This window comes from Candidatus Paracaedibacteraceae bacterium (assembly GCA_019636055.1).
GTDB lineage: Bacteria > Pseudomonadota > Alphaproteobacteria > Paracaedibacterales > Paracaedibacteraceae > Paracaedibacter.
Genome location: JAHBYH010000003.1, coordinates 98,181 through 120,548, shown reverse-complemented (window position 1 = coordinate 120,548; position 22,368 = coordinate 98,181). Strand labels below are relative to the sequence as shown.

Annotated in this window: 18 protein-coding genes; 5 read left to right on the top strand and 13 right to left on the bottom strand. The window is 41.2% G+C overall.

Annotation, left to right across the window (positions count from 1 at the left end):
- Nucleotides 1–4: 4 nt before the first annotated feature.
- Nucleotides 5–1,819, bottom strand: coding sequence for a lytic transglycosylase domain-containing protein (locus tag KF820_06200; GenBank protein ID MBX3457928.1), 1,815 nt, complete (start codon nt 1,817–1,819; stop codon nt 5–7).
- Nucleotides 1,820–1,847: 28 nt separating this feature from the next.
- Here KF820_06200 and dapA point away from each other — a divergent pair, with 28 nt between their 5' ends.
- Genes dapA through KF820_06185 form a run of 3 tightly spaced genes read left to right on the top strand, consistent with a single transcriptional unit; the run spans nt 1,848 to nt 3,586 of the window.
- Nucleotides 1,848–2,717: a 4-hydroxy-tetrahydrodipicolinate synthase gene (dapA, locus tag KF820_06195; protein MBX3457927.1), complete on the top strand. Its 870-nt coding sequence runs from the start codon at nt 1,848–1,850 to the stop codon at nt 2,715–2,717.
- 47 nt (nt 2,718–2,764) lie between these two features.
- Nucleotides 2,765–3,319, top strand: a complete 555-nt coding sequence (locus tag KF820_06190) for a hypothetical protein (GenBank protein ID MBX3457926.1) — start codon at nt 2,765–2,767, stop codon at nt 3,317–3,319.
- Between the two features lie 36 nt (nt 3,320–3,355).
- On the top strand, nt 3,356–3,586 hold the full coding sequence (locus KF820_06185; protein MBX3457925.1) for a hypothetical protein: 231 nt from the start codon (nt 3,356–3,358) through the stop codon (nt 3,584–3,586).
- Between the two features lie 58 nt (nt 3,587–3,644).
- On the opposite strand, the gene KF820_06180 is transcribed toward KF820_06185, so the two are convergent.
- The 6 genes from KF820_06180 to dprA all read right to left on the bottom strand — a co-directional run bounded on the left by KF820_06180 (nt 3,645) and on the right by dprA (nt 10,813).
- Complete coding sequence (locus tag KF820_06180) at nt 3,645–4,112, bottom strand: hypothetical protein (protein MBX3457924.1); 468 nt, start codon at nt 4,110–4,112, stop codon at nt 3,645–3,647.
- Between the two features lies 1 nt (nt 4,113).
- The gene (locus KF820_06175; GenBank protein MBX3457923.1) at nt 4,114–4,683 is read right to left on the bottom strand and encodes a hypothetical protein; all 570 of its coding nucleotides are present in this window, start codon (nt 4,681–4,683) and stop codon (nt 4,114–4,116) included.
- A 126-nt stretch (nt 4,684–4,809) separates the two neighbouring features.
- Nucleotides 4,810–6,273, bottom strand: a complete 1,464-nt coding sequence (tssC, locus tag KF820_06170; GenBank protein ID MBX3457922.1) for a type VI secretion system contractile sheath large subunit — start codon at nt 6,271–6,273, stop codon at nt 4,810–4,812.
- Between the two features lie 22 nt (nt 6,274–6,295).
- Nucleotides 6,296–6,820 (bottom strand): type VI secretion system contractile sheath small subunit, encoded by a 525-nt coding sequence (tssB, locus tag KF820_06165; protein ID MBX3457921.1) that lies wholly within the window; start codon nt 6,818–6,820, stop codon nt 6,296–6,298.
- A gap of 404 nt (nt 6,821–7,224) precedes the next feature.
- Nucleotides 7,225–9,624 (bottom strand): type I DNA topoisomerase, encoded by a 2,400-nt coding sequence (gene topA, locus KF820_06160; protein MBX3457920.1) that lies wholly within the window; start codon nt 9,622–9,624, stop codon nt 7,225–7,227.
- A 103-nt stretch (nt 9,625–9,727) separates the two neighbouring features.
- Nucleotides 9,728–10,813, bottom strand: coding sequence for a DNA-processing protein DprA (gene dprA / locus KF820_06155; protein ID MBX3457919.1), 1,086 nt, complete (start codon nt 10,811–10,813; stop codon nt 9,728–9,730).
- Between the two features lie 174 nt (nt 10,814–10,987).
- Between dprA and KF820_06150 the strand changes: the two genes are divergently transcribed.
- Entirely contained in the window at nt 10,988–11,665 is a 678-nt protein-coding gene (locus KF820_06150; protein ID MBX3457918.1) for an outer membrane beta-barrel protein, read from the top strand.
- A gap of 905 nt (nt 11,666–12,570) precedes the next feature.
- Here the strand turns inward: KF820_06150 and KF820_06145 are convergent.
- The 6 genes from KF820_06145 to KF820_06120 form a co-directional block, all read right to left on the bottom strand.
- Nucleotides 12,571–13,485 carry a hypothetical protein gene (locus tag KF820_06145; GenBank protein ID MBX3457917.1) on the bottom strand — a complete coding sequence of 305 codons (915 nt, stop codon included), beginning with the start codon at nt 13,483–13,485 and terminating at the stop codon, nt 12,571–12,573.
- A gap of 493 nt (nt 13,486–13,978) precedes the next feature.
- Complete coding sequence (locus KF820_06140) at nt 13,979–14,809, bottom strand: hypothetical protein (protein MBX3457916.1); 831 nt, start codon at nt 14,807–14,809, stop codon at nt 13,979–13,981.
- Nucleotides 14,810–15,076: 267 nt separating this feature from the next.
- On the bottom strand, nt 15,077–16,219 hold the full coding sequence (locus KF820_06135) for a hypothetical protein (protein ID MBX3457915.1): 1,143 nt from the start codon (nt 16,217–16,219) through the stop codon (nt 15,077–15,079).
- A 215-nt stretch (nt 16,220–16,434) separates the two neighbouring features.
- Nucleotides 16,435–17,100, bottom strand: a complete 666-nt coding sequence (locus KF820_06130; protein ID MBX3457914.1) for a hypothetical protein — start codon at nt 17,098–17,100, stop codon at nt 16,435–16,437.
- A 137-nt stretch (nt 17,101–17,237) separates the two neighbouring features.
- Nucleotides 17,238–18,014 carry a signal peptidase I gene (gene lepB, locus KF820_06125; protein ID MBX3457913.1) on the bottom strand — a complete coding sequence of 259 codons (777 nt, stop codon included), beginning with the start codon at nt 18,012–18,014 and terminating at the stop codon, nt 17,238–17,240.
- Nucleotides 18,015–18,025: 11 nt separating this feature from the next.
- Nucleotides 18,026–19,486: a replicative DNA helicase gene (locus KF820_06120; protein MBX3457912.1), complete on the bottom strand. Its 1,461-nt coding sequence runs from the start codon at nt 19,484–19,486 to the stop codon at nt 18,026–18,028.
- A gap of 76 nt (nt 19,487–19,562) precedes the next feature.
- On the opposite strand from KF820_06120, the gene KF820_06115 reads away from it, so the two are divergent.
- On the top strand, nt 19,563–22,367 hold the full coding sequence (locus KF820_06115; protein MBX3457911.1) for a hypothetical protein: 2,805 nt from the start codon (nt 19,563–19,565) through the stop codon (nt 22,365–22,367).
- Nucleotide 22,368: the final 1 nt, after the last annotated feature.

The following is a 22,368-nucleotide window of genomic DNA, read 5'->3' as shown; positions in this document are numbered from 1 at the left end:
AAAACTACCGATAGCAATGGTAATTTTCCATAACACGCTGAACATAGTTACGTGTCTCGGCATAGGGAATCAATTCCACCCAATCAACCAAATCCACATCGGCTCTCCGTGGATCACCAAATTGCTCAATCCATTCATTCACAGGCTTATCCCCAGCATTATAAGCAGCTGCGGATAAGACCATAGACCCACTAAACTGCTGCATCAGATCTTTCAAATGGTGAGACCCGACCTTTACATTATGGTCTGGATTTGTCAGCTGTTTCTTCTTTATCTTATGTTTTTTTTCCGTGCGGGTTGCCGTTGCCGGCATTAACTGCATCAACCCCGTTGCTCCGGCGGAACTGACGACATCATGCTGAAAGCGACTTTCCTGACGAATAATTGCATGAATAAATGCTGACTCCACAGTTTTAGTTGGGACAGAAATTCGTGGGTAAGCAGCGTGAAGCACAGGATAATCTGTCTTCATGATTTTCTTATACACCTTAAGTCCTTGATGTTTCTGCCCTTTATCGAACATAACCTGAGTCAAAAGTGCTTGTTCATTTGGATCCTTAAGTTGCCCCCCCAACTGAAGTGCGAAAACCTCAGCCATTGATGACTCACCCGCATCGAGTAATAAACGAACATACTTATAAAGGTCACGTGACTCTAACGCTTTACGGACGCTTAAATCAGCAACGACCAATTTAGGCTTGATAGCAGGGATTTTACCGTGCAATTCCTTATGAGCTAACTGTCCATAATATGTAGCCATATGCTGTTTTGCTTTTGACCACCAAGATTGGGCTTGTTTTTTATCACCACTCACGTCATGAGCACGCCCCAACCAGTATTGAGCTCGCGCTAAACTCATTGGCGTTGAAACATTATCATGTAATTTCTCGAAATGTTCGCGGGCTTGATCCGGGTTATTCAAAAAACGCAAAGATAACCAACCTGCTAACCATTCTGCATTTGCAAAACTCTCACCTCTTGATAAGCCATGATTCTTAACAGTTTGGTATGCAAGCTCATACTGCTTAGCCTCAAGCAAGCGACGCGCGATTAGGTTCCTTTCCGGCCAGACCGCTTCTTGATCCGAAAAATCATCCAGTTCGGATAATAAATGCGAGGCCTGACGATCATTCCTATCCTTACGATACAATCGTGCTAACTCAAATCGAATAGCCGGATGCGTTGTAAAATCACTGCTAACAGCACGCCCTGTCTTAAAAATAGCCAAGCGATTCTGCAATAACCTTTTCCCCTCACCCGACACATAGGCAACGAGTATTTCCGCGGGTAGATTCTGCTTTTTATTTAAATAAGCATGAGCTTTTTGTACCAACACGTCCTCTGTCAGTAAAGCACGATATTCACGAACAATATCACTGAGTTCGCTTGGTGAAAACTCAATCTCTTGAAAGCTTTGGCGAAACTTATGGTCATCCTTTTGTCCCATTGATAATAAAGCTGATCCAAAAGCTTTCATCCCTTTAACAGAAATCGGAGGATACTTTCGAAACCATGATATAGACTGTGCTGGCGGAAGTGGATTATCATATAGATCCTTTTCTGCTTGGCGTTGAATCAGATTAATGCGTGGCCAAGCCGGATGCTTTTCTATAAATGATTTTGCTTGATGAAAGCTACCATTTTTTTGGAGTTGCAACCATATTAAAACACGATTACTAAGCGGACAGGCTGCTCGGTCGATTGTGACTAACTCGGGATTGTCACGAATAGCTTTTTTCAAAGAAGCACTACATTTTGCTGCCTCTCCTGCTTGAAGCTGTGATATAATAACGATTGACGCGCCTAGTGCTCGAAACATTTTATTGTACATAACCAAAGGATTAATGATGAAACTCTCAGGTTCTATTGTCGCTCTTATTACGCCATTTAACAATAATGAAATTGATGTTAATGCCATAAAAAAACTAGTTGAATGGCATATTGCAGAGGGAACTCAGGCAATCGTCGCTTGTGGGTCAACCGGCGAAGCAGCCCTTCTCACTCCGTCTGAACGCAAAATAGTCCTTGAAACAGTCGTTGCATCAGCAAACAAACGCATTCCGATTATTGCAGGCTGTGGTGCCCCGTCAACCCATGAAACCAAAGCCATGATGACTGAGGCTAAAGAAATCGGGTGCGACGCAGCCTTGGTTGTGACTCCCTACTACGTTAAACCCACACCCGAAGGTGTCTGGCAACACTTTAAAGCCTTAAATGATATTGGTTTACCCATCGTTGTTTATAATAATCCAGGACGTGCGGTAACAGGCCTTTCCGTTGATACAGTTGTTCGTTTAGCAGAACTTCCGATGGTTATTGCGATTAAAGACTCTTGCGAAGACTTAACCCGTGTTATTAAAATGCGTCAGCGTATCACTAAAGAATTTAGTTTTCTATCCGGTGACGATCCAATTGCCACAGCGTATATGGCCCATGGTGGTAACGGCGTTGTATCGGTCAGTGCAAACGTTATGCCTCGCCTTAATCAAGAACTGATGAACGCATGGAATATTAAAGACTACACAAAGTTTGCTGAACTCCGCGATAAATTGCTGCAAGTCCATGAATCTATGTTTGTCGAGACAAGCCCCAGCCCTGTGAAATATGCCGTCTCAAAGCTTGGATTTTGTAACCCTGACGTGCGGCTTCCCATGGTTCCCGTAACTGACGCAGGCAAAAAGGTTGTTGACCAAGCCTTGACAGGAATTGTGTTCTAATTTGCAAATTCTTTTCTCCCTCCTAACTTTATTGTTAGGAGGGCCCCATGTTACAAAAATTAATTACGTCATTTTTTCTTATCTCTGCAGTCAACGCACAAGATCTTTCGCAAGATGACCGTCTTGTCGTAAATCACGAATCGTACCTATCGTTATCCAAATATGTTGCCCCCCTAGAACCGCATGGTGAAACATTAAACAATAAAATCATTATGCGTAAGATAAAGTCCAAACAGGATATAACTGCGGAAGAACGAAATTATCTGATCAATATTAGATCATCATCGTTAATATATCCGGAATTATGGCAACCAACTTATGACTATCAGTTACTTATGTCTTGGCAAGACTACGAAAACTATAGATCCCATGGAATTAATGTATTTGATGATTTTCTGAATGGAAAAGTCTCATCAAATATACTTATCAACAACGCATTTGATAAAATGAATCAAAATAAACCATTATCAACAGAAGAGGTAGAATCCATAAAAGCAGCAGGGAACTTTGTCCAAGCCTATACCCAAGAAGCTTGTGGAACACTAGAACTCAGAGTCTGGAATATGTGGGTTAGTCGAAAAATCTGGTCGCAAGACGCATAAGCTAATCAAATATGCTCTAGTAAAAAGGTAGGACATATGTCTTACTTATTAAGCAGTGGAGACTTTGATATGACTCAGGACCAAGCTATCAACAATCTGAACAAAATCTACCATGCAGCCGAAGCTGACAGTGACTATGCCCTTGCTGTCCGCACGATTGAATTGATGTGTAGACTCGGCGGATTATTTGAGAAAAAGGACTCACCCATAAAAATAAGCGCACTGACGGATGATCAGATCCAAGATTTGATCAATCAGTTATCCTAAAAAAATCCCCCCAGTTTTCTTGGGGGGATTTTTTATTTAACTCCGACTCGAATTCACGTTACTTACTTTTCTCAGCATTGTGTTTAGCCAAAGCTTGATCGTATTCTGCTTGGAGAGCATCTCGCTCTTTTTGGTGCTTTAGATCCAATTCTCCTAGCTCTTTTCGACTATCAGCACCGGAATTTGCAAACATTCCTTTGTTTATAGTAGCTTGGGTTTCCCTTTGTTTAGCCTTAAACGCAGGGTCATTAACGGTATGTCCTGGGATTTCTAAATATGCGGCACGCCACTCTTTCCATTCCTTCATTGTCTTATTATGTGCAGCCATTGATTCTTGTGAATTTTTATTCACAACATCATTCATTTCCCGCTGATGGCGTTGGCTCATTTCAGTGGCTTTCGCTTGAAAATGCTCATGAACATCTTTATGCTCTGTTGATGCAACTGCAATAGATGTGTCAGCAGACACATCCGACAGAGCATAGGATAGCCCCAATACTAACGCAACTATTGGTAGAATTTTCATTTTAACTCGCCTTGCCTGTTACATAATCAAAGAAACTGACGTTTTGACCGAGTTTACTTCCATCCTGAGCGTACTGAATAACGGTATTCATACGGGTTTCAGGGCGGATTGACATAATGATTTCATCCAGCTTTTGTTGGATTGAATCAATTTTACAATTGGTATATTCAACTTCTTGAATTGGAATCTTCAAATCAGAAATATTAGCAAGACGAACAATTTTAACAGCCCCTACATTTGATCCAGAATTCATCACCGTTTCTAAAAGTGGTAGATACATCCCATTCGGGATAACAATCATAATATTGGAGTGCTGAACCGCTGCGGTTGAAAACAGCTGTGTCGCTGTACTTCCTTTTGTCAGACGGGCTTGCTCGGCAAACCATCCAAAAAGTTCTGTGAATCCTTCATATCCCTCGACATTAGATGTCAGGAATTTATCGATGGAAATCATCCATTCTGGTGTTGTGACACTGTTTGTGTGCTTAATGCGGGGATCAACAACCGGAATGCTGATGTTTTGATCACCGGCTAATGGTATATTACCATACTGTGTGTAATTGTGGGACATCTTGTCTTCCTCCTAAGCTATCATGCCTCTCTGGCTTTGCAATAGAGCCGTTTTAGTTAGTTACCGGACGATCACAAGAAAGATATAACGGTGAAAGTCCGGACTCTAACTCAACGGCTAGATACCTCAACCAGCCGGGGCTGGCAGTGTTGTAACCAAACGAATCGATGCGGTTAATTCTTCCATTTGTAAGTGCGGACGGATATAGACAACTGATCTATAGGATCCGGGTTTACCAGGAATATCATAAACATCAACCCGAGCTTCACGCAGTGGATAGCGTGCCTTGACGGATTGCGGCGCATCATCGTTCAACAGAACATAGTTGGCAATCCAGGTATTCAAGTACTGAGACACGTTATCAGCTGTTAAGAAGCTACCGATTTTATCACGCATGATCACTTTGATATAGTGAGCAAAGCGAGAAGCATTTAACATGTACGGCAAGCGCGCAGAAAGGGCCGCGTTTGCCGTGGCATCATCGAGGTTATAGACCTTTGGACGTTGCGTGGTTTGACCGCCAAAGAACGCCGCATAGTCTGTACCTTTACAGTGAACTAGGGAAATAAACCCAAGATCACTGAGTTCTTTTTCGCGACGGTCCGTAATCACAACTTCAGTCGGACATTTCAAAGCAATATCACCGTCGGCTGTCTTGTAGGTATAGGCAGGAAGACCCTCAACCAAACCGCCACCTTCAACACCGCGAATCGCCGCCAACCATTTGTATTTAGCAAAAGCGTCTGTTAATTTGGTTCCCATAACGTACGCTGCGTTGGTCCAGCAGAATTTCTTGGAATCTGCTCCAGCGACATCTTCTTCGAAGTTTAATCCTTCAGCGGGAAGTGTGTTTGCACCGTATGGTAAGCGCATCATCACATGAGGCAGAACAAGCGCCACATACCGTGAATCTTCACTGTCACGGAAAGATGTCCACTTAATCAATTCTAGACTTTCAAAAATTTTAGAAAGATCGCGTGGTTTGCCCATTTCTTCGAATGAATCAAAGTCAAATAACCTTGGGTGTGCACCGGAAATGAATGGGGCATGCGCCGCAGCAGCTACCTGAGATAACTTAGATAGTAATTCCATATCCATTGGGTGGCGTGTAAATTCATAGTCACCAACTAGGCAAGAGTATGGATGTCCACCATAGGTGCCATATTCTTCTTCATAAACCTTTTTAAACAAAGCACTTTGGTCAAACTCAACAGCCTTTTCCAAATCATCAAGAAGCTCTTTCTTGGTAGCTGGCATTAAGCGAAGCTTCAAGTGCGTACTTGTTTCAGAATTCATGACCAAGTAGTTCAGACCGCGCCAAGAACCTTCTAGCGCGCGAAATTCGTCGGTGTGCATAAATTCATTCAACTGAACAGCAATCAAATCATCAATCTGCTGAATCCGTTGATTGATAAAAGTAACTGAGTCATTGCTTAATGTATTGCCTTGCTCAAGAACTTGCTTAACAAATTCTTCGACCAAATCACGAGCAAAAGGCTTTTGGGTGTCGTCCTTTGCAAGTTTGCCCTTTGTCAATAATAGATCGAGGGTTACTTGTTCCGGAGCTTGGTTTTGGGTTTCGTCTGCCATAATATTTCTCCCTTATCCTTTCTTAGCTCGCTGGTTGATCAGCAGCTGGAGCATCTTCGAGACCGAGCTCAGTTTTTAGAGCAGCTTGTTGCTCTGTACTTGAGATCACTTCATGAAGCAATTCATCCAATGCGTCGTTTCCATCAAGCTTGGTCAACATATCTTTTAATTTTGTTCTTGCTTCATATAACTTGCGGAGCGGTTCAATTTGTTTAACAACATTTAATGGTTGGAAATCATCCATATTGTGGAAGAATAGTTCAGCACTCATATGACTTCCGTCATTCGCCAACTTGTTATCGACACGCAATGTCAAGCGAGGGCGAATCTTTTCCATAATATCATTAAAGTTATCGCGATCGATTTCAACGAACTTACGATATTTTAGCGCAATAGGATCGGTTTCAGGATGACCGGCTAAGTCAGCCAAAATTCCCATCACGAACGGCAATTCCTTCATGACAATCGCGTTACCAATCTCCACGTCATAGGTGATTTGAACTCGGGGAGGACGAACCCGGTCTAATTTGTGTTGAATACTTTCCATTTTACTAACCCTCCAATACTCTGGGTATAAGTGTATCTTTACCTCTAATATTGGGGGATAAGGTTTAAAAAACGCTTAACAAAACTAAAATTTTTCAGAAATTTATTGTTTTAACGTCATTTTTTCTAAGATTGAATAGGTGACCATCTCTAATTAGCAAAGTTAAAGGGGCCTCATAAAATATTTTGCTCATAGCTAAACTATGTTAAAATGGCAACAAAAACAAAGAACAAATCGCATATCTAACATGTGAGTAACGCTGTTTTGCATAGCCGTTTATAGAAAGTCGACTATATAATAATTTTCAAGTTGAGTTTGGAAGCAGCAGCAAGAAGCCACGTGTACAATGAGCACACGAGCGACGATGTGACGAACTTCTAGGATTAAATGGAATGGTTTATATATTAAGATTCGCTTTTCTTACGACCAAAACCGCCACGGGTTGATGGAGGGCGTGCTTTTTTCTGCTCGACCAACTCAACGGCTCGCTCCAAAGACACTGTAAACATATCTTCATTCTTTGGAATTGATGCAAAAATGCTACCGCATTTAACATATGGGCCAAAACGTCCCAAGCCCACAGACATAATATCGCCAGTGGCCGGATGTGCCCCCAAAACCTTTGGTAAAGATTTTAGGTTCATCGCTAAGTCAAAAGTAACAGACTCCGGTGTTACTCCAGCCGGCAAAGACACACGTTTTGGCTTAATTGCTGTTGCTTTTTTCTTACCTTTTGCAGGCGGTTCGTCAGAGACCTTAGCTTCGCCCCATTGCAAGTACGGACCATACGGCCCCTTCCGTAAGGTAATATCATCACCGGTTTCTGGATCCTTGCCAATCAGTTTATGTTCCTCTATTGCCGTTGGTGCTTCGCCACCCTCACCTGAAGAATCAACACTCAATGGTTTTGTATAAGAACAGGCAGGATAGTCCGAACACCCTAAAAATGCACCGTAACGGCTGAGTTTCAACCCAAGGCGACCTTTTTGACATTGCGGGCAAACACGCGCAGACTCATTCCCTTGGAATAAATGATGACTCATATCTTTTTCAAGATTATCAATAACTTCAGTTATTGTCAGACTTTGTGTAGCATCCGTTGTTTGTTTAAAGTTCTTCCAAAATTCAGCCAAAACATTGCGCCAGTTAAGCTGCCCGTTAGAAATGTCGTCCAACTGTTCTTCTAAATTTGCCGTAAAATCATATTCGACATATCGATTAAAGAAATGCGTTAAAAATGACGTCACTAAACGGCCACGATCTTCCGGGATGAATTGCTTTTTCTCGAGCACAACATAATCCCGATCTTGCAAGACCTGAATAATCGACGCATAAGTGGACGGACGGCCAATACCCAACTCTTCCAATTTTTTTACAAGGCTTGCTTCGGAATAACGGGGGGGTGGTTGTGTAAAATGCTGGTTTGGGGTAACCGTATTAACACGCGCCTCTTCACCTTCAATTAACGGAGGCAACAGTTTTTCGTCATCCTCATCCGCTGTTACATCATCTTTTCCTTCCAGATACAACTTCATGAAACCGTCAAACACCATGGTTGAGCCTGTTGCTCTGAGTGCTACTTGCTTGTCACCCGAAATAATATCAACACCAACTTGATCGAATAAAGCTGTTTCCATTTGTGAAGCAACCGTACGCTTCCAAATCAATTCATACAAACGGAATTGCGTATCATCTAAAAAGGCACGAACGTCTTCCGGACGACGCATAACAGATGTTGGGCGGATAGCTTCATGAGCTTCTTGGGCATTCTTACTCTTATTTTTAAAAGTCCGTGGCGAGGATGGCAAATACTTATCACCATAGGCGTCACCGATATGACCTCGGACTTCTGCCATAGCATCATTAGAAATAGCAATACTGTCCGTACGCATATAGGTAATCAAACCGGTCAAACCACCTTGGATTTCAATACCTTCATAAAGTTTTTGTGCTACTTGCATGGTACGACTTGCACTAAACCCAAGCTTACGCGCTGCTTCTTGTTGCAAAGTTGATGTGGTAAAAGGTGCAGCCGGATTCCGTTTAACTTGTTTCTTCTCAACACTCGCAATGGTAAATTGGCGATCCAAAATCGCTTGGCGTGCAGCTGCTGCTTCATTTTCGGACTTAAGATCTAATTTATCCAGTTTTTTGCCATTCAAATGGGTTAGCCGAGCCTTGTATCCCTGATTTGACGGATTCAGCATATCGGCTTCAATCGACCAATATTCTTGTGTTTTGAATGCTTCGATTTCCCGTTCACGATCAACAATCAAACGCAACGCCACAGATTGAACTCGCCCGGCTGAGCGCGCGCCCGGCAATTTACGCCATAGCACTGGCGACAGCGTAAAACCAACTAAATAGTCTAAGGCTCGACGGGCAAGATAGGCTGAGACAAGTTCATGATTAATTTCACGAGGATTTTCAATGGCGTTTTGCACTGCTCCCTTAGTAATTTCATGAAAAACAATGCGTTTTACTTCCTTACCAACTAAGGCTTTTTTCTCATCTAAAACTTGTTGAACATGCCATGAAATCGCCTCCCCTTCTCTATCCGGGTCGGTTGCGAGTAACAATTGGTCAGCGTTTTTAACAGCCTTATAAATATCATTGACTTTTGCTTTCGCACGATCCTGCATTTCCCAAACCATGGAAAAATCATGATCCGGATCAACAGATCCGTTCTTTGACGGCAGATCGCGAATGTGGCCATAACTGGCCAATACCACGTAGTCGTTTCCCAAATACCGATTAATAGTTTTAGCTTTTGCAGGAGACTCAACAACGACAACGCTTTTCATATTATAAAGACCTTTTAAGAATCTGAGCTGATTTTCTTATAACCAACATTTAATATATTAAATCCTACATTTAGACAATTCGCAAGTCGGGAAAACCTAACTTTTAGGCAGCCTGGTCTAAAATTGAGACTGTACCATTAGCATGACGAACAATCAAGCCTTCTAGCTCTAATTCTAATAATATTGTCATGATTTCCTGAACGGACAGTCCTAAATCTTGCGCTATATAATTAATATCGACAGGAACACGACTTAATCCCTGACGGATTTCTTCTTTCAAGGATGCCGGGATTATATAATCATGAATATCAATCACACAAGCTTCTTGGGCTGGTGCGCTGATCTGACTCAGATCAAACTCTGGTTTTAAGATAGCAATAATATCATCAACAGTTTGGATAAGATGCGCCCCTTGTTTTAACAACATATTACTACCGTGACACCTTGGGTCTTGGGGCGACCCCGGCACAGCAAAAACTTCCCGTGATTGATCCAGAGCATATTTTGCTGTAATCAATGATCCTGACTTAAGAGCAGCTTCGACCACAACAACCCCTCGACTGAGTCCGGAAACAATCCGATTTCGCCGAGGAAAATGATTAGGCGATGGCTTCATACCAATGGGCATTTCACTGACAATACACCCATTTATTTGTATTTGTTTATATAATTCTTCATGTTCGGGAGGATAAATAACATCAACACCCCCTGCTAAAACCGCAATTGTACCCGACTCATAACTTCCGCGATGAGCCGCATGATCGATCCCCCGAGCGAGCCCCGAAACAGTAATAAAACCGCATTTTCCAAGTTTTGTGGCTAACTCTGATGCTTGCTTTTTCCCGGCAAATGAACAATTACGCGCCCCAACAATCGCAATACAATCGCCATTTAATCGCTCAATTTGTCCTCGACAGTACAAGACAGCCGGTGAATCCCTCAGAATCTTTAATCTTTTAGGATAATCGGCATTTTCACCCGTTAAAATTGTTATTTTTTTTGTCTCGGCCTGATCGATAATTTTACTCATAGCGTCTGCAGAGGGGATAACATCAGCCTTGCCTTGTGACTGCAACCACTCCAAAGCCCCTCTAGCAGAACCAAAACGTTGTATCGCCTGCCAAAAGCTGACAGGACCAACATTTTTGGTGTACGCCAATCGCATCCATGAAATCAAATCGTATGTCATATTTCGATTGATAACAGATTTAAATAAATTTTAGCAAGTTGTTTTTATGTTGTTTTTATGTTACACAATTTAAAAAAAGGTTTCTATAATAAGTATAACTATTGCCTTTAGATTGCCCCTCAAACCATAATGGTGTTGGAATAATATTTGAAACAGTATAATGGAGCAAATTAAATGAAATTATTATCTACAGCTATCGCAGCTGCAGCATTGATCACAGCAGCAGATGCAAAAGGTTTCAACGGTTTTTATGTTGGTGGTGACCTAGGTCTATCCAACCTAAATAGCACATGGAAAACAGGTGACGGAAATGATGTTTCGATCCGTGACAACGTTCATGCACACAAGTTCACCCCAAGCCTTGGTTTGTTCTTAGGTTACAATAAAGTATTTGCAAACTGCATGTCAGCAGGCCTTGAATTTGGTGGCGACTTTAACTTCAAGAAAAAAGACGGTGTTGCACGTATTAACACACGTACATACAAAATGAAGCGCTCTGGTTTTGACTGGGATCTAGTTGCTAAGTTTGGTGCATTGATTAATCCTAAGACACTAGCATTTGTTGGCTTTGGAATTAAACATACTAAAGTTCGTTATAACTACTCTGAAGAAGATGTTACACCTGCAAGATTCACGATTAAGAATAGCAAAATTCGCCCAACATACCAAGTTGGTTTCGAAAACTTGATGGGCAACGACTCCGTAGCACTACGTCTTGTATACGCATTTACACAAGGCTCAAAGAAGTCCATGGCTTCTAACGATCCTAACCTAGCGTTTGCAACAAACACAATTTCAAGCGTAAAAAACAATGAACACCAAGTAAAATTGGGTATTTCTTACCGCTTCTAATTGCTTAATGCAATCCATAAAAAGCCATACATCTGTATGGCTTTTTTATTCTATCAATTATAACAGAACTAAATTGTTTAACAATAAACGTCCATCACATAATATCTATAAGTTTTCAAATAAGAAAAACTAAAAGAAGACATTTCTTGCTAATCTCCCCTTAAGATTTTGTATAAAAACAATGCTTCCCAGATCAATAATAATAAATTAGTCGATTTACGCATCGACTCAAAATCTAACTCACTTTAAAGCAATCAAAAATCCAGAAAAATATATTTACACGATGAGCGATAGGTATGTTCTGAGTTCTGAAGCAGAAAAAAACTGCACCACTATAGTCGTTCCAATTGAATTTCCAACACTTATTAAGTGTATGCTTTTTTCTTCAGCAAGATTCATCATTCCCGGCTAGAAACTCTCGGTTTTCTAAGAAAACCATAAGAGTTTCTTGATCTGGAATCCAGAAAACCATAAGAAAGTGTGGATCTCCAATCAATCAAAGCTAAAGCTTTCTTCGAAATCCTAGTTTTGCTAGTCGGAGATGACGATCATACACTTTAGTCAGATTTGTATTATGACTATAAATCTCTGATTTTCAATTGGAACAACTATAACATAGATTTACGGACATTAATCCTATATAGATGTTTGGAAGCAGGAACAAGAAACGAAGCGTACATTTAGTACACAATCAACGATGTGATGAATTTCCAAACCCAAGTGGAATAGCTATCCCTTCCAGTAATTAGAGTTATTCTCTTCATAATGACCGTTGCAACAAGGTAAAAAACAACATTTGAAGAACAAGTAACGCTCGACGTTAATAACTTTCCCAAGAAAACTTCCCAATTTTACACATAAAAAAACCACGCATTTGCGTGGTTTTAAAAAGATAAGATCAGTATTTACATACGTTTCCATTCTGAACCATTCCAGCGGAATTTCCTACCACCTTCACTTCTGATCGTACCAACAGGAATTGTTACTACTGTTGTAGTATCTTGAGTAAGTTGAGCTTGAGCTTTTTCCTTTTCTAGGCGGACTTTTTCAGCTTCAGCTTCTGCTTGAGCTTTTTCCTTTTCTAGGCGGACTTTTTCAGCTTCTGCTTCCGCTTGAGCTTTTTCTTGTTCTAGACGGACTTTTTCAGCTTCTGCTTCGGCTTGAGCTTTTTCTTTTTCTAGACGAACTTTTTCAGCTTCTGCTTCGGCTTGAGCTTTTTCTTTTTCTAGACGAACTTTTTCAGCTTCTGCTTCCGCTTGAGCTTTTTCTTGTTCTAGGCGAACTTTTTCAGCCTCTGCTTCTGCTTGAGCTTTTTCTTGTTCTAGGCGAACTTTTTCAGCTTCAGCTTCTGCTTGAGCTTTTTCTTGTTCTAGACGAACTTTTTCAGCTTCAGCTTCTGCTTGAGCTTTTTCTTGTTCTAGACGAACTTTTTCAGCTTCTGCTTCTGCTTGAGCTTTTTCTTGTTCTAGGCGAACTTTTTCAGCTTCAGCTTCTGCTTGAGCTTTTTCTTGTTCTAGACGAACTTTTTCAGCTTCTGCTTTTTCTAAACGATCAGCCTCTGCTTCAAGTTCACTTGCTTTCAAACGAGCAGCTTTTGCACCCTCTTTTCCCTTCATTTCATCGGCATACTTCCGTGCAAGCGTAGCTTTTTCACGAGCTTCTTGAGCCGGCGATTTTACTTCTTCTGCTTGAGGAACTTCTTCTTGCGTTCCCATGTTACCCATATCAAAATGTTGCTGTCTATCATCATCTGCAGCTAATACAGACGAAGTGGACAACAATAGACCGGCAAAAATACCTGTTAAAATTTTTTGATTCATTTTAAATTCCTCTTTATCAAAATTCCTGAATATAGAAATCACATCAGCTATAGCATAGCTGTATAGCATTGTCCAGAACCTCGATATCTCTAGTAACGTTAATTTGGATCGTTTTTTTACTTATAATTCTAATTTCAAATAGGTATGTCCAAATATAAATGACTATTCTTAAAGAAAATAATGTATAATTGTTGATGCTATCATAGCGTTTCCTCATGTCAACAATGTCTAATCATCTTCAGATGATTAGAACGGCCTCTATTGAAAAAAACAACTTAAATAGCTATAAGTCGATTTGTCATAAATTGGCTATGCAAAACAGCGTCACCCACGTACTAACTATACACTTCGTCCCCTATTTTTGTAGCCAAATTAAAATTAACTCACCATACAAAGCTAAATGCCCTAAAAAGAGGATAAAATATCGAGAGACACACATGAAAAAGCCACGCAATAGCGTGGCTTTAAGTGAACGACAAATGCTCTGTTCGACTTACATACGAACCCAGCGAGAACCATTCCAGCGTTCTTTCTTACTATTATGGATACGCACATCCCCAATTCGAGGTTGGTATACCTCATCTTGAACAAAATCTTGTTGCTGGTGGCCACCTTGTGGCGGTGGTGGTGCATCGCCCGGTTGTTGACCGCCTTGGTGTTGATCACCTGCATCCCCACCTTGTGGCGGTGGTGGTGCATCGCCCGGTTGTTGACCGCCTTGGTGTTGATCACCTGCATCCCCACCTTGTGGCGGTGGTGGTACATCGCCCGGTTGTTGACCGCCTTGGTGTTGATCACCTGCGTCCCCACCTTGTGGTGGTGGTACATCACCCGGTTGTTGACCGCCTTGGTGTTGATCACCTGTTTTTGTCAGAATGAAGTCAAATTCCTTGGCATCTGAAGGGTTCCTTTTTGTTTGACGCGCCTTTACAGTAAATTTTACATTATCTCCAACACAGTCAATCGCAAAATACTTCACAGCCCTATCATTATCAAAGTCACGAGCCTTACCTCTAACCTCATCAAACAACGCTTGGACAGCTCCAAATTGACCAAGATACCCAAGATTTGCATCAAAATTAAGATCAGTCACATTAACGGTATATTTTTCACCATTAATGGTCACATCACCAGATTTTTTAATATTCCCCATTGCAAAAGAACCATCATTCCCTGCAAACATCCCTTGCATAAATTCACTGGTACTATAAGGGCAACCACCATCAGCATAAACATTGCCAATTGCAGTCGTTAACCCAAGCGCAGCAAAAACCATTAGGCGCTGTGCTTTTAATTTTAGTACTCCAGATTTTCTTATACTCATTGAATCCTCCCTAAATAAACCACATTAATTACAGCTAGTTAATTAACTCAACCCCTGTAAATTCTATAGTTACACTATAACATCATGGATAAGTATGGCCTCCATATATAAATAAATGGTTAATTTCTATAAAGTACTATCAAATTATTTTATATATCTCTTCTAGAAAAAATAAACATAATCTGTAATTAATCTGACAACTGATAGAATAATAAAAAAGCCACGCTGTTGCGTGGCTTTAAGTGAACGGCAAATGTTCTGTCCGGCTTACATACGAACCCAGCGAGAACCATTCCAACGTTCTTTTTTAGCATTATTGATACGCACATCACCAATTTTAGGTTGTTCTTCTGCTTCCTGATTATAGGACGGTTGCTCGTACTGTGGTTTTGGTTGAGAATAACTATATGAACCATACCCTGTATTGCTTGATGAGCTACTAGACTGACGAGTTTGCTCTTCGTATCGACGTTGAGATTCCTCCTGAGCTTTACGAATTCGTTCTTGCTCTTCGTATCGACGCTTAGATTCCTCCTGAGCTTTACGGAGACGCTCTTGCTCTTCGTATCGACGCTGGGATTCTTCCTGAGCTTTACGGAAACGCTCTTGTTCTTCCCTCCAACGTCGTGCTTCTTCTTGACGAGCGTTTTCTTCGCGTGCTTCTTTTTCCTTACGAGCTTGCTCTTCTTTAGCTTTACGAACTCGTTCTTGCTGTTCTTCCCTCCAACGTCGTGCTTCTTCTTGACGAGCCTTTTCTTCACGTGCTTCTTTTTCTCTACGAACTCGTTCTTGCTCCTCTTCCCACTGACGTCGTGCTTCTTCTTGACGAGCCTTTTCTTCACGTGCTTCTTTTTCCTTACGAGCTTGTTCTTCTTGTTGTTTCTTATAAGAAGAGGAAGAACCAGAACTTGGCCAATTTCCTTCTAGAACGAAATCATAAGTGAGCTTAGGCCAACCAATTTTAAGCGCCTCTACAGCTCCCTTATCTCTTAATCTTTTTTCAAAACCAACTTGGGTAGTCGCATAAAACGGATTGAGCGTGAAATGGAGGGTCCTCTTGTTTCCTGAACCTGTACATGCAATATCAACACCCTTAAGACTGTCTTCCGACCAATTACCAAGCTTAATACCATTTAAAAATCTATCAGAAAATGCTGTTGATCTGATTTCAGAAAGATTTGGAAAGCGCCAATCACTTTTCCCTGTTGGTTTTATTGTAAACGCTACACCACTAATAGTAACTTTATTGTCTTTAATAGCTGCTTCTAATATAGTTTGATCCAAATTATCACCATAAAAACCTCTCATAACATCTGCCTTTGAGAAGGGACAGCTACCACTATCCATAGCAAATGCACTTGAGCCTAATAACGCTAATTGAGCTAGCACTGATAATTTTCTTTTAAACATACCTGTTTCTCCTTTTTAAAAGTTTTCACTGAATAGATAGGGACTCTTTCCTCAGCTTTCAATAGAAAAAATCGTAAACTACAATATTTCTATATCAATAATCCTCGTAAATACCCTATATTTTATTTATTAATTTAAGGTTAATAAAAACAAAAAAGACCATTGAATAACCAACAGTCAAACAATGGTCAAATTAAAAAAATTATATATCTTGATTAACCACGCACAACCGGAAAATGAACAATCTTATACAAGGGCATTGACGCAAATTGAGGTGTCACTCCCCCTTCAGACGGGTCGTTCTCTCCCTCGGTTGCCGCACACGCATAACCAATGACGTTTCCACCAAGTTTGCGCACCAAGTCAGCCGATGCCTTAGCCGTTGCGCCTGTGGAAATGACGTCATCTAAGACAATAGCATTCTTCCCACGTAGCAAATCGGCATGATCGAGGCGCGAATAAAGTTTTTTGGGTTTATCACTGGAAATGGATTGATAGGATATACTTTCAACATTCCCACTTTTATTGGTCCCCCGAAAAACAACCAATTCAACATTCGGGCGCGTTTTCGTTAATCGATCAACAACAATCGCCCCTAGGGCATTTGCCTTATCTCCCGGAATGACAATAACATCAACGGGCGCCTTTGCCTGGTTAATTTTTGCAACAATTGCATCAGCAGCGGCTCGAATCAGAGCCATATTGTCAACAAAATCATTAACATAGGCAATTTTAATGCCACTGCCGGATTGAGCTTCTTTGATCGGATATGATTTTTCAAAACGACCAATTTTTAAAACAAACTCATCCGTATTTGACGTTGCCCCTGCACTACTCATCATCATTCCCACAAAGATCCCCATAACCCATTGCTCCATCATGATTTGCCTCCTAAGTAATCCAAGAGTAATATACCATTATTTTAATAAAACAGGGACATTTATTTTATTAGGATCAGTCCGATACCTAAGAGTCCTAGATCCCTCAATTTCTTGTATAATTGAGAGATCGCCAAACCTTAGTGAATCTCAGTCATAATGCGGTTCAGGCGAATTCCGGGAATCCAAGCTAAAACATCATACCAACGAGCATCGGTAGAAAAAAACACCAGGCGAGCCGGCCCTAAGAAATGGTCTTCAGGAATAAACCCGAGTTCTTTCATATATCGACTATCTTGTGAGCGATGACGGTTATCCCCCATCACGAAGTAATGACCATCAGGAACCGTATACTCTGGGGTGTTATCCGCCGGATAAACACCCGCAGGATATAACATCAAGATCTCATGGGTTTTACCATTGGGCATAGTTTCCTTAAATCGGTTATAAACAGTCACAGAATCATCTCGCGGATCGCGTAACGTATAATCATCCAAACGTTCTAATTTACAAGCTTCCCCGTTAATATGGAGAATACCATCCTTAACTTGAACTTTATCCCCGGGCAGACCAACGACCCGTTTAATATAATCCATAGAATCATCGTAATAAATGGTCATACGCTTTAAAATACTCTCAGTTTTACCAATCGGAGCGCGAAAGACCGCAACTTGCCCCAAAGTGGGCTTTTCATTTTCCATGATCCTGCCATCAAATAGCGGTGGCGCAAATGGAAATGAATAGTTGCTATAACCATAGGTATACTTTGTGACAAATAAAAAGTCGCCAATCATTAATGTCGGATACATGGATCCGGATGGAATAACAAAGGGTTGAAATAGAAACGTCCGAATAAGCAAGGCAATAGCCAATGCACCGAGCGTCCCTTTGATTTCGTTAATAATACGTTCTTTCATAAGATTCTCTTTTACATATAATTTTCTGTTAAATTGCCAAACTTGGTCAAAGATCCATCGAAATAGAGTTTTAAAGTTCCAACTGGACCATGACGTTGCTTGGCAATAATAACTTCGGCTTGTTTATAAACTTTATTCATTTCTTCTTGCCATTGCAAATACTTATCTGTGCCTTCTGGTGGGCGGCGACGCTCAAGGTAGTATTCCTCACGGTATACGAACATCACAACGTCCGCATCTTGCTCAATAGATCCGGATTCACGCAAGTCTGACAGCTGCGGGCGCTTGTCCTCACGTTGTTCCACCTGACGCGACAGCTGGGACAATGCAATAACCGGAACGTCCAATTCCTTAGCGATAGATTTTAGGCCACGCGAAATATCAGAGATTTCCTGAGTTCGGTTGTCCCCGCCTCGTTTAATTCCACCAGCCTCAATCAACTGCAAATAGTCGATCACAATTAGACCTAAGCCATGCTGGCGCTTTAGGCGGCGACAGCGATTACGAATCGCATTCACCGTCACACCAGGGGTGTCGTCAATAAAGAGCGGCAGTTCCTGTAGGGTGCGTGTTACCTCAACAAATCTGGGGAAATCATCGGCCTGAATATCACCGCGACGAATTTTATCACCGGATACGGCTGCCTCGGATGCCAAAATACGTGACGCCAACTGTTCAGACGACATTTCGAGCGAGAAAAACGCAACCGGCGCCCCGTTCGGGTCATTTTCAAGAACAGCCTTAGCCGCGTTAAAGGCAATGTTCGTTGCCAACGTTGTTTTACCCATGGACGGACGACCGGCGAGGATTAATAAGTCAGACGGGTGCAACCCACCCAGGTACTTGTCCATATCAATCAAGCCTGTTGTGACGCCAACGATATGAGAATCACGCTTGAACGCCATTTCAGCTGTGTGCAACGCCTCCGTGATAGCCAGGCTAAACGGCAGCAATCCGCCACTGGTCTGACCCTTTGTTGCCAAATCAAACAGTTGCTTTTCAGCATGCTCAATCTGGTTGACGGCTGTGGTATCAAACTCATAGGTTTTGACATTTTCACAAATATCTTGGCCGATTTTTTGTAATTCACGGCGCAAATATAGATCATAAATGACTTTACCATAATCGGCCGCACTACTCATGGACATCACAGAATTGGCCAGATCAACCAGATAAGCCGCCCCACCTACAGGCTCCAAAGCCTTATCCCGATCAAAATAATCCTTTAAAGTAATGGGGTCTGCAATTTGTCCGCGTTCAATAAATCGACAAATACCTTCGAATATTTTCCCGTGAATTGCATCGGCAAAATGAAACGGTTTAAGGTAGTCCCCAACCCGTTCCATCATACTATTATCAAGCAACAAAACACCCAGAATCCCCTGCTCCGCCTCTAAGTTATACGGAGGGGCATCATCATTCTTCACAGCAAGCGCTGTGTTTTGTTGAAACGGAACAATTTCTACTGACATTTCACTCTCGAATTAACCCTATCTTAACCCAAGCATATCATACTAATAGCCAAAGAGGAAAAATTATGGATGCGTCATGTTAAGAATATTAGCTCTGCTTTTTACGCTACAATCACAATCCTTTGCAGTAACCACACTAGACATAGTCCTTGATGATCTGCAAAAAAGCTATAGCGGGGGCTATTCTTACTCGTCCTCTGGCAAATGTACAACAACAAAAGCATGCCTGGACTACATAACATTACGATCAAAGCAACTCATTGATAAGTACGCAGAAAAAAAAGGAACGGATCCACAGGCTGACGAAAAAATAACTATTGCAAGAAAAATTCCCCAATTGATCAAGGATATCTTTGACAATGCTTCGATCTACCCTCAATCCAAAATTTTTCAGTCCATGTCATCGCAAGGACAAACTAAATATCGTCAAGGTCTGAGAGTCAAACTTCCAAATTTTAATACCGGATTTGACCTATTTTCAATTGACCGCACACGATTATCAGAAACCGACAAAACAACGCTACAACAATTGGAAAAAGAATTAAAAACATTAATGATCGAAGCAAAAGTCACAGGCTATAAAATCTCCAATATTCAAGGATTAACAATTAGCTATGACGATATCCTGTCAGTCATCTTAGACAAAATTGATACCCTTGATACAACCAGCATGTCACGCGAATCACAAGCCCGTGCCTTTACTGGCATTGTTGATGAAGTTCTTACTGACCTAAGTGCAGAAGACAACAATACATCAAAATTGGCAAGTTTAAGATCAACCATCGAAGCAGAAAGTGAGAGATCCCCCTTAAGCTTTGACGCTTTAACCCAGTTTTTACAAATGAATTTCGATGATCCAATGGCTACCCCTGAAAACGACCAAGAGAAATACTGGAAATCACAAAAATCAAGCTTCCAAGCAGCAAAAGCACCAACAATTCCTTCATTCTTAGGATTTAGCAACCTTAGTTTTGATGTCCAAGTTGGCGCGCAAATACACCATCTAACCGCCAAAAATGTGACGTCACGACTTAAGGAAAAAGAGCGTGTTTACGCTCAGACATATGTATATAAAGATATGTCACCTGCAGCTCAAGCAGAATTCCGTTCAGGTGTACGCTATACGATCACCCCCAACAAATTAGCATCAAGTTTGTTCGATCCGTTACAAGACGATACTACAGATAACACGACCCGTACCAACTTAGAGAATTTGCGGACTGAGTTTAAAGAAAAAATCAAATCCGTCATGGTTGGGCAAAAAATCGCCTTGCCCCCTATTCAGTCTATAACCGGGGCTCAATTTGATTACGATCAGCTTTTAAATATAATTCTGGCAAAAATGGAAGCTGTTACCAACCGTCCTGCAGACCGACAAGGCAACCTAGCTATTGACCTAAAAATCATTGACAGCATTATTGAACAACTCGATTCTAACGATAAAGCCTCTCAGAAATTATTAAGTCTGAGACAAAAGATCGAAACAGGTCAATCATCCAATACTTATAATTCCTATGGTTATGGAAATACATCAACCTCCGATGACAATAAATCGGAAAAGGAATGGAATCAGATCAAATCGCAACTACAACATGCAAAACCTGAAAAGGCAGCTAAAATCACCAACATCAATGATATCAGAATTAATTTCACAATTATTGGCCACAAACAAAGTGTTTCCCTGCAGGATTCAGGCACATCAAATTACCTAAATCGTCGTCTTGAAGGAACAAACACAAAATTCAAACGCGAAAAACGTGCAGTTCTTGATGATTTAGTCAGTAAACTCTCTGCCCTAAGGTGTCGCAGCCGCGACGACTGCAAACGTCAATATCTGGACGAAATCAATGCAACAAAAGCAAAATTTGGCGGCAGGTCATCCTATAATAGTTCATACAATACTTACAACTCCTACAATTCAGGATATAGTCAAAGCCAAAACCCACGAGCAAGCACCCAAAAAGCCCAAGAAATGGATTTAGCCATTCAGGCAATGCTTGATAATTACAGCAAAGTCATTACTATGGCTTTTGATATGGATCGCCCCCATACAGCACTTGTTCTTTACAACCATCTATCGGCAAATGGCCAACAAAACTATGTAAATGGCATGGTCATTGGAGCCCCAAGTACGGCTAAAATCTTTACAAGTAAAGATAAAAAAGAAAACAAAAAAAGTAAAACAAACATCTGGTCGTCAATTGCCGGGTTATTTGGCGGGGCACAACCTGCAAAATCGGAACAACCCGAAAAGAAAATTGACTATACGACAATTGAAACAAAACTAAAACCCCATGCTTTTTATGATACAGATGATATCATCATCTACACGATACAATCGATGGAAAACTCAACATGTCATAGCTTTGGAGACTGCGCAAATTCTGAAACACGCGCTATTGAAACAGTTGTCCGCACCCTAAACCCGAACGATCCAAATGTGACGTTCTTGCAGTCGGTTATTGATGCAATCAAAGCAAAAGATCGATCAAATCCCCTAGACATAAAGGTAATAACTGATGCCTTTATAAACGCGGGGTTTTCTCAGAGAATTAAACTCACGTCAGCAGATGAAACACAATGGAACACCATAATTGATCAACGCTCCGGCAAACGACAACGTCCCGTACCACCACGCATTGCAAACAAAGATCGTATCTTAAAGTATGTTGAGAAAAAATTAAACGGTACCGCTAATGGTAAAGACGATCCTATGGCAGTCGTGCAACAAACGCTAACGAACGTGTTAACCCCATCAACACCTGCACCAACCACACCTAAAGCAACGACATCACCTAAAAGCTATACGTCATCAAAAACTAGTTCATACAAATATAGTTCGTCCGGCTCAACAGCTGGAAAATCTGTCCCTACACGATAGC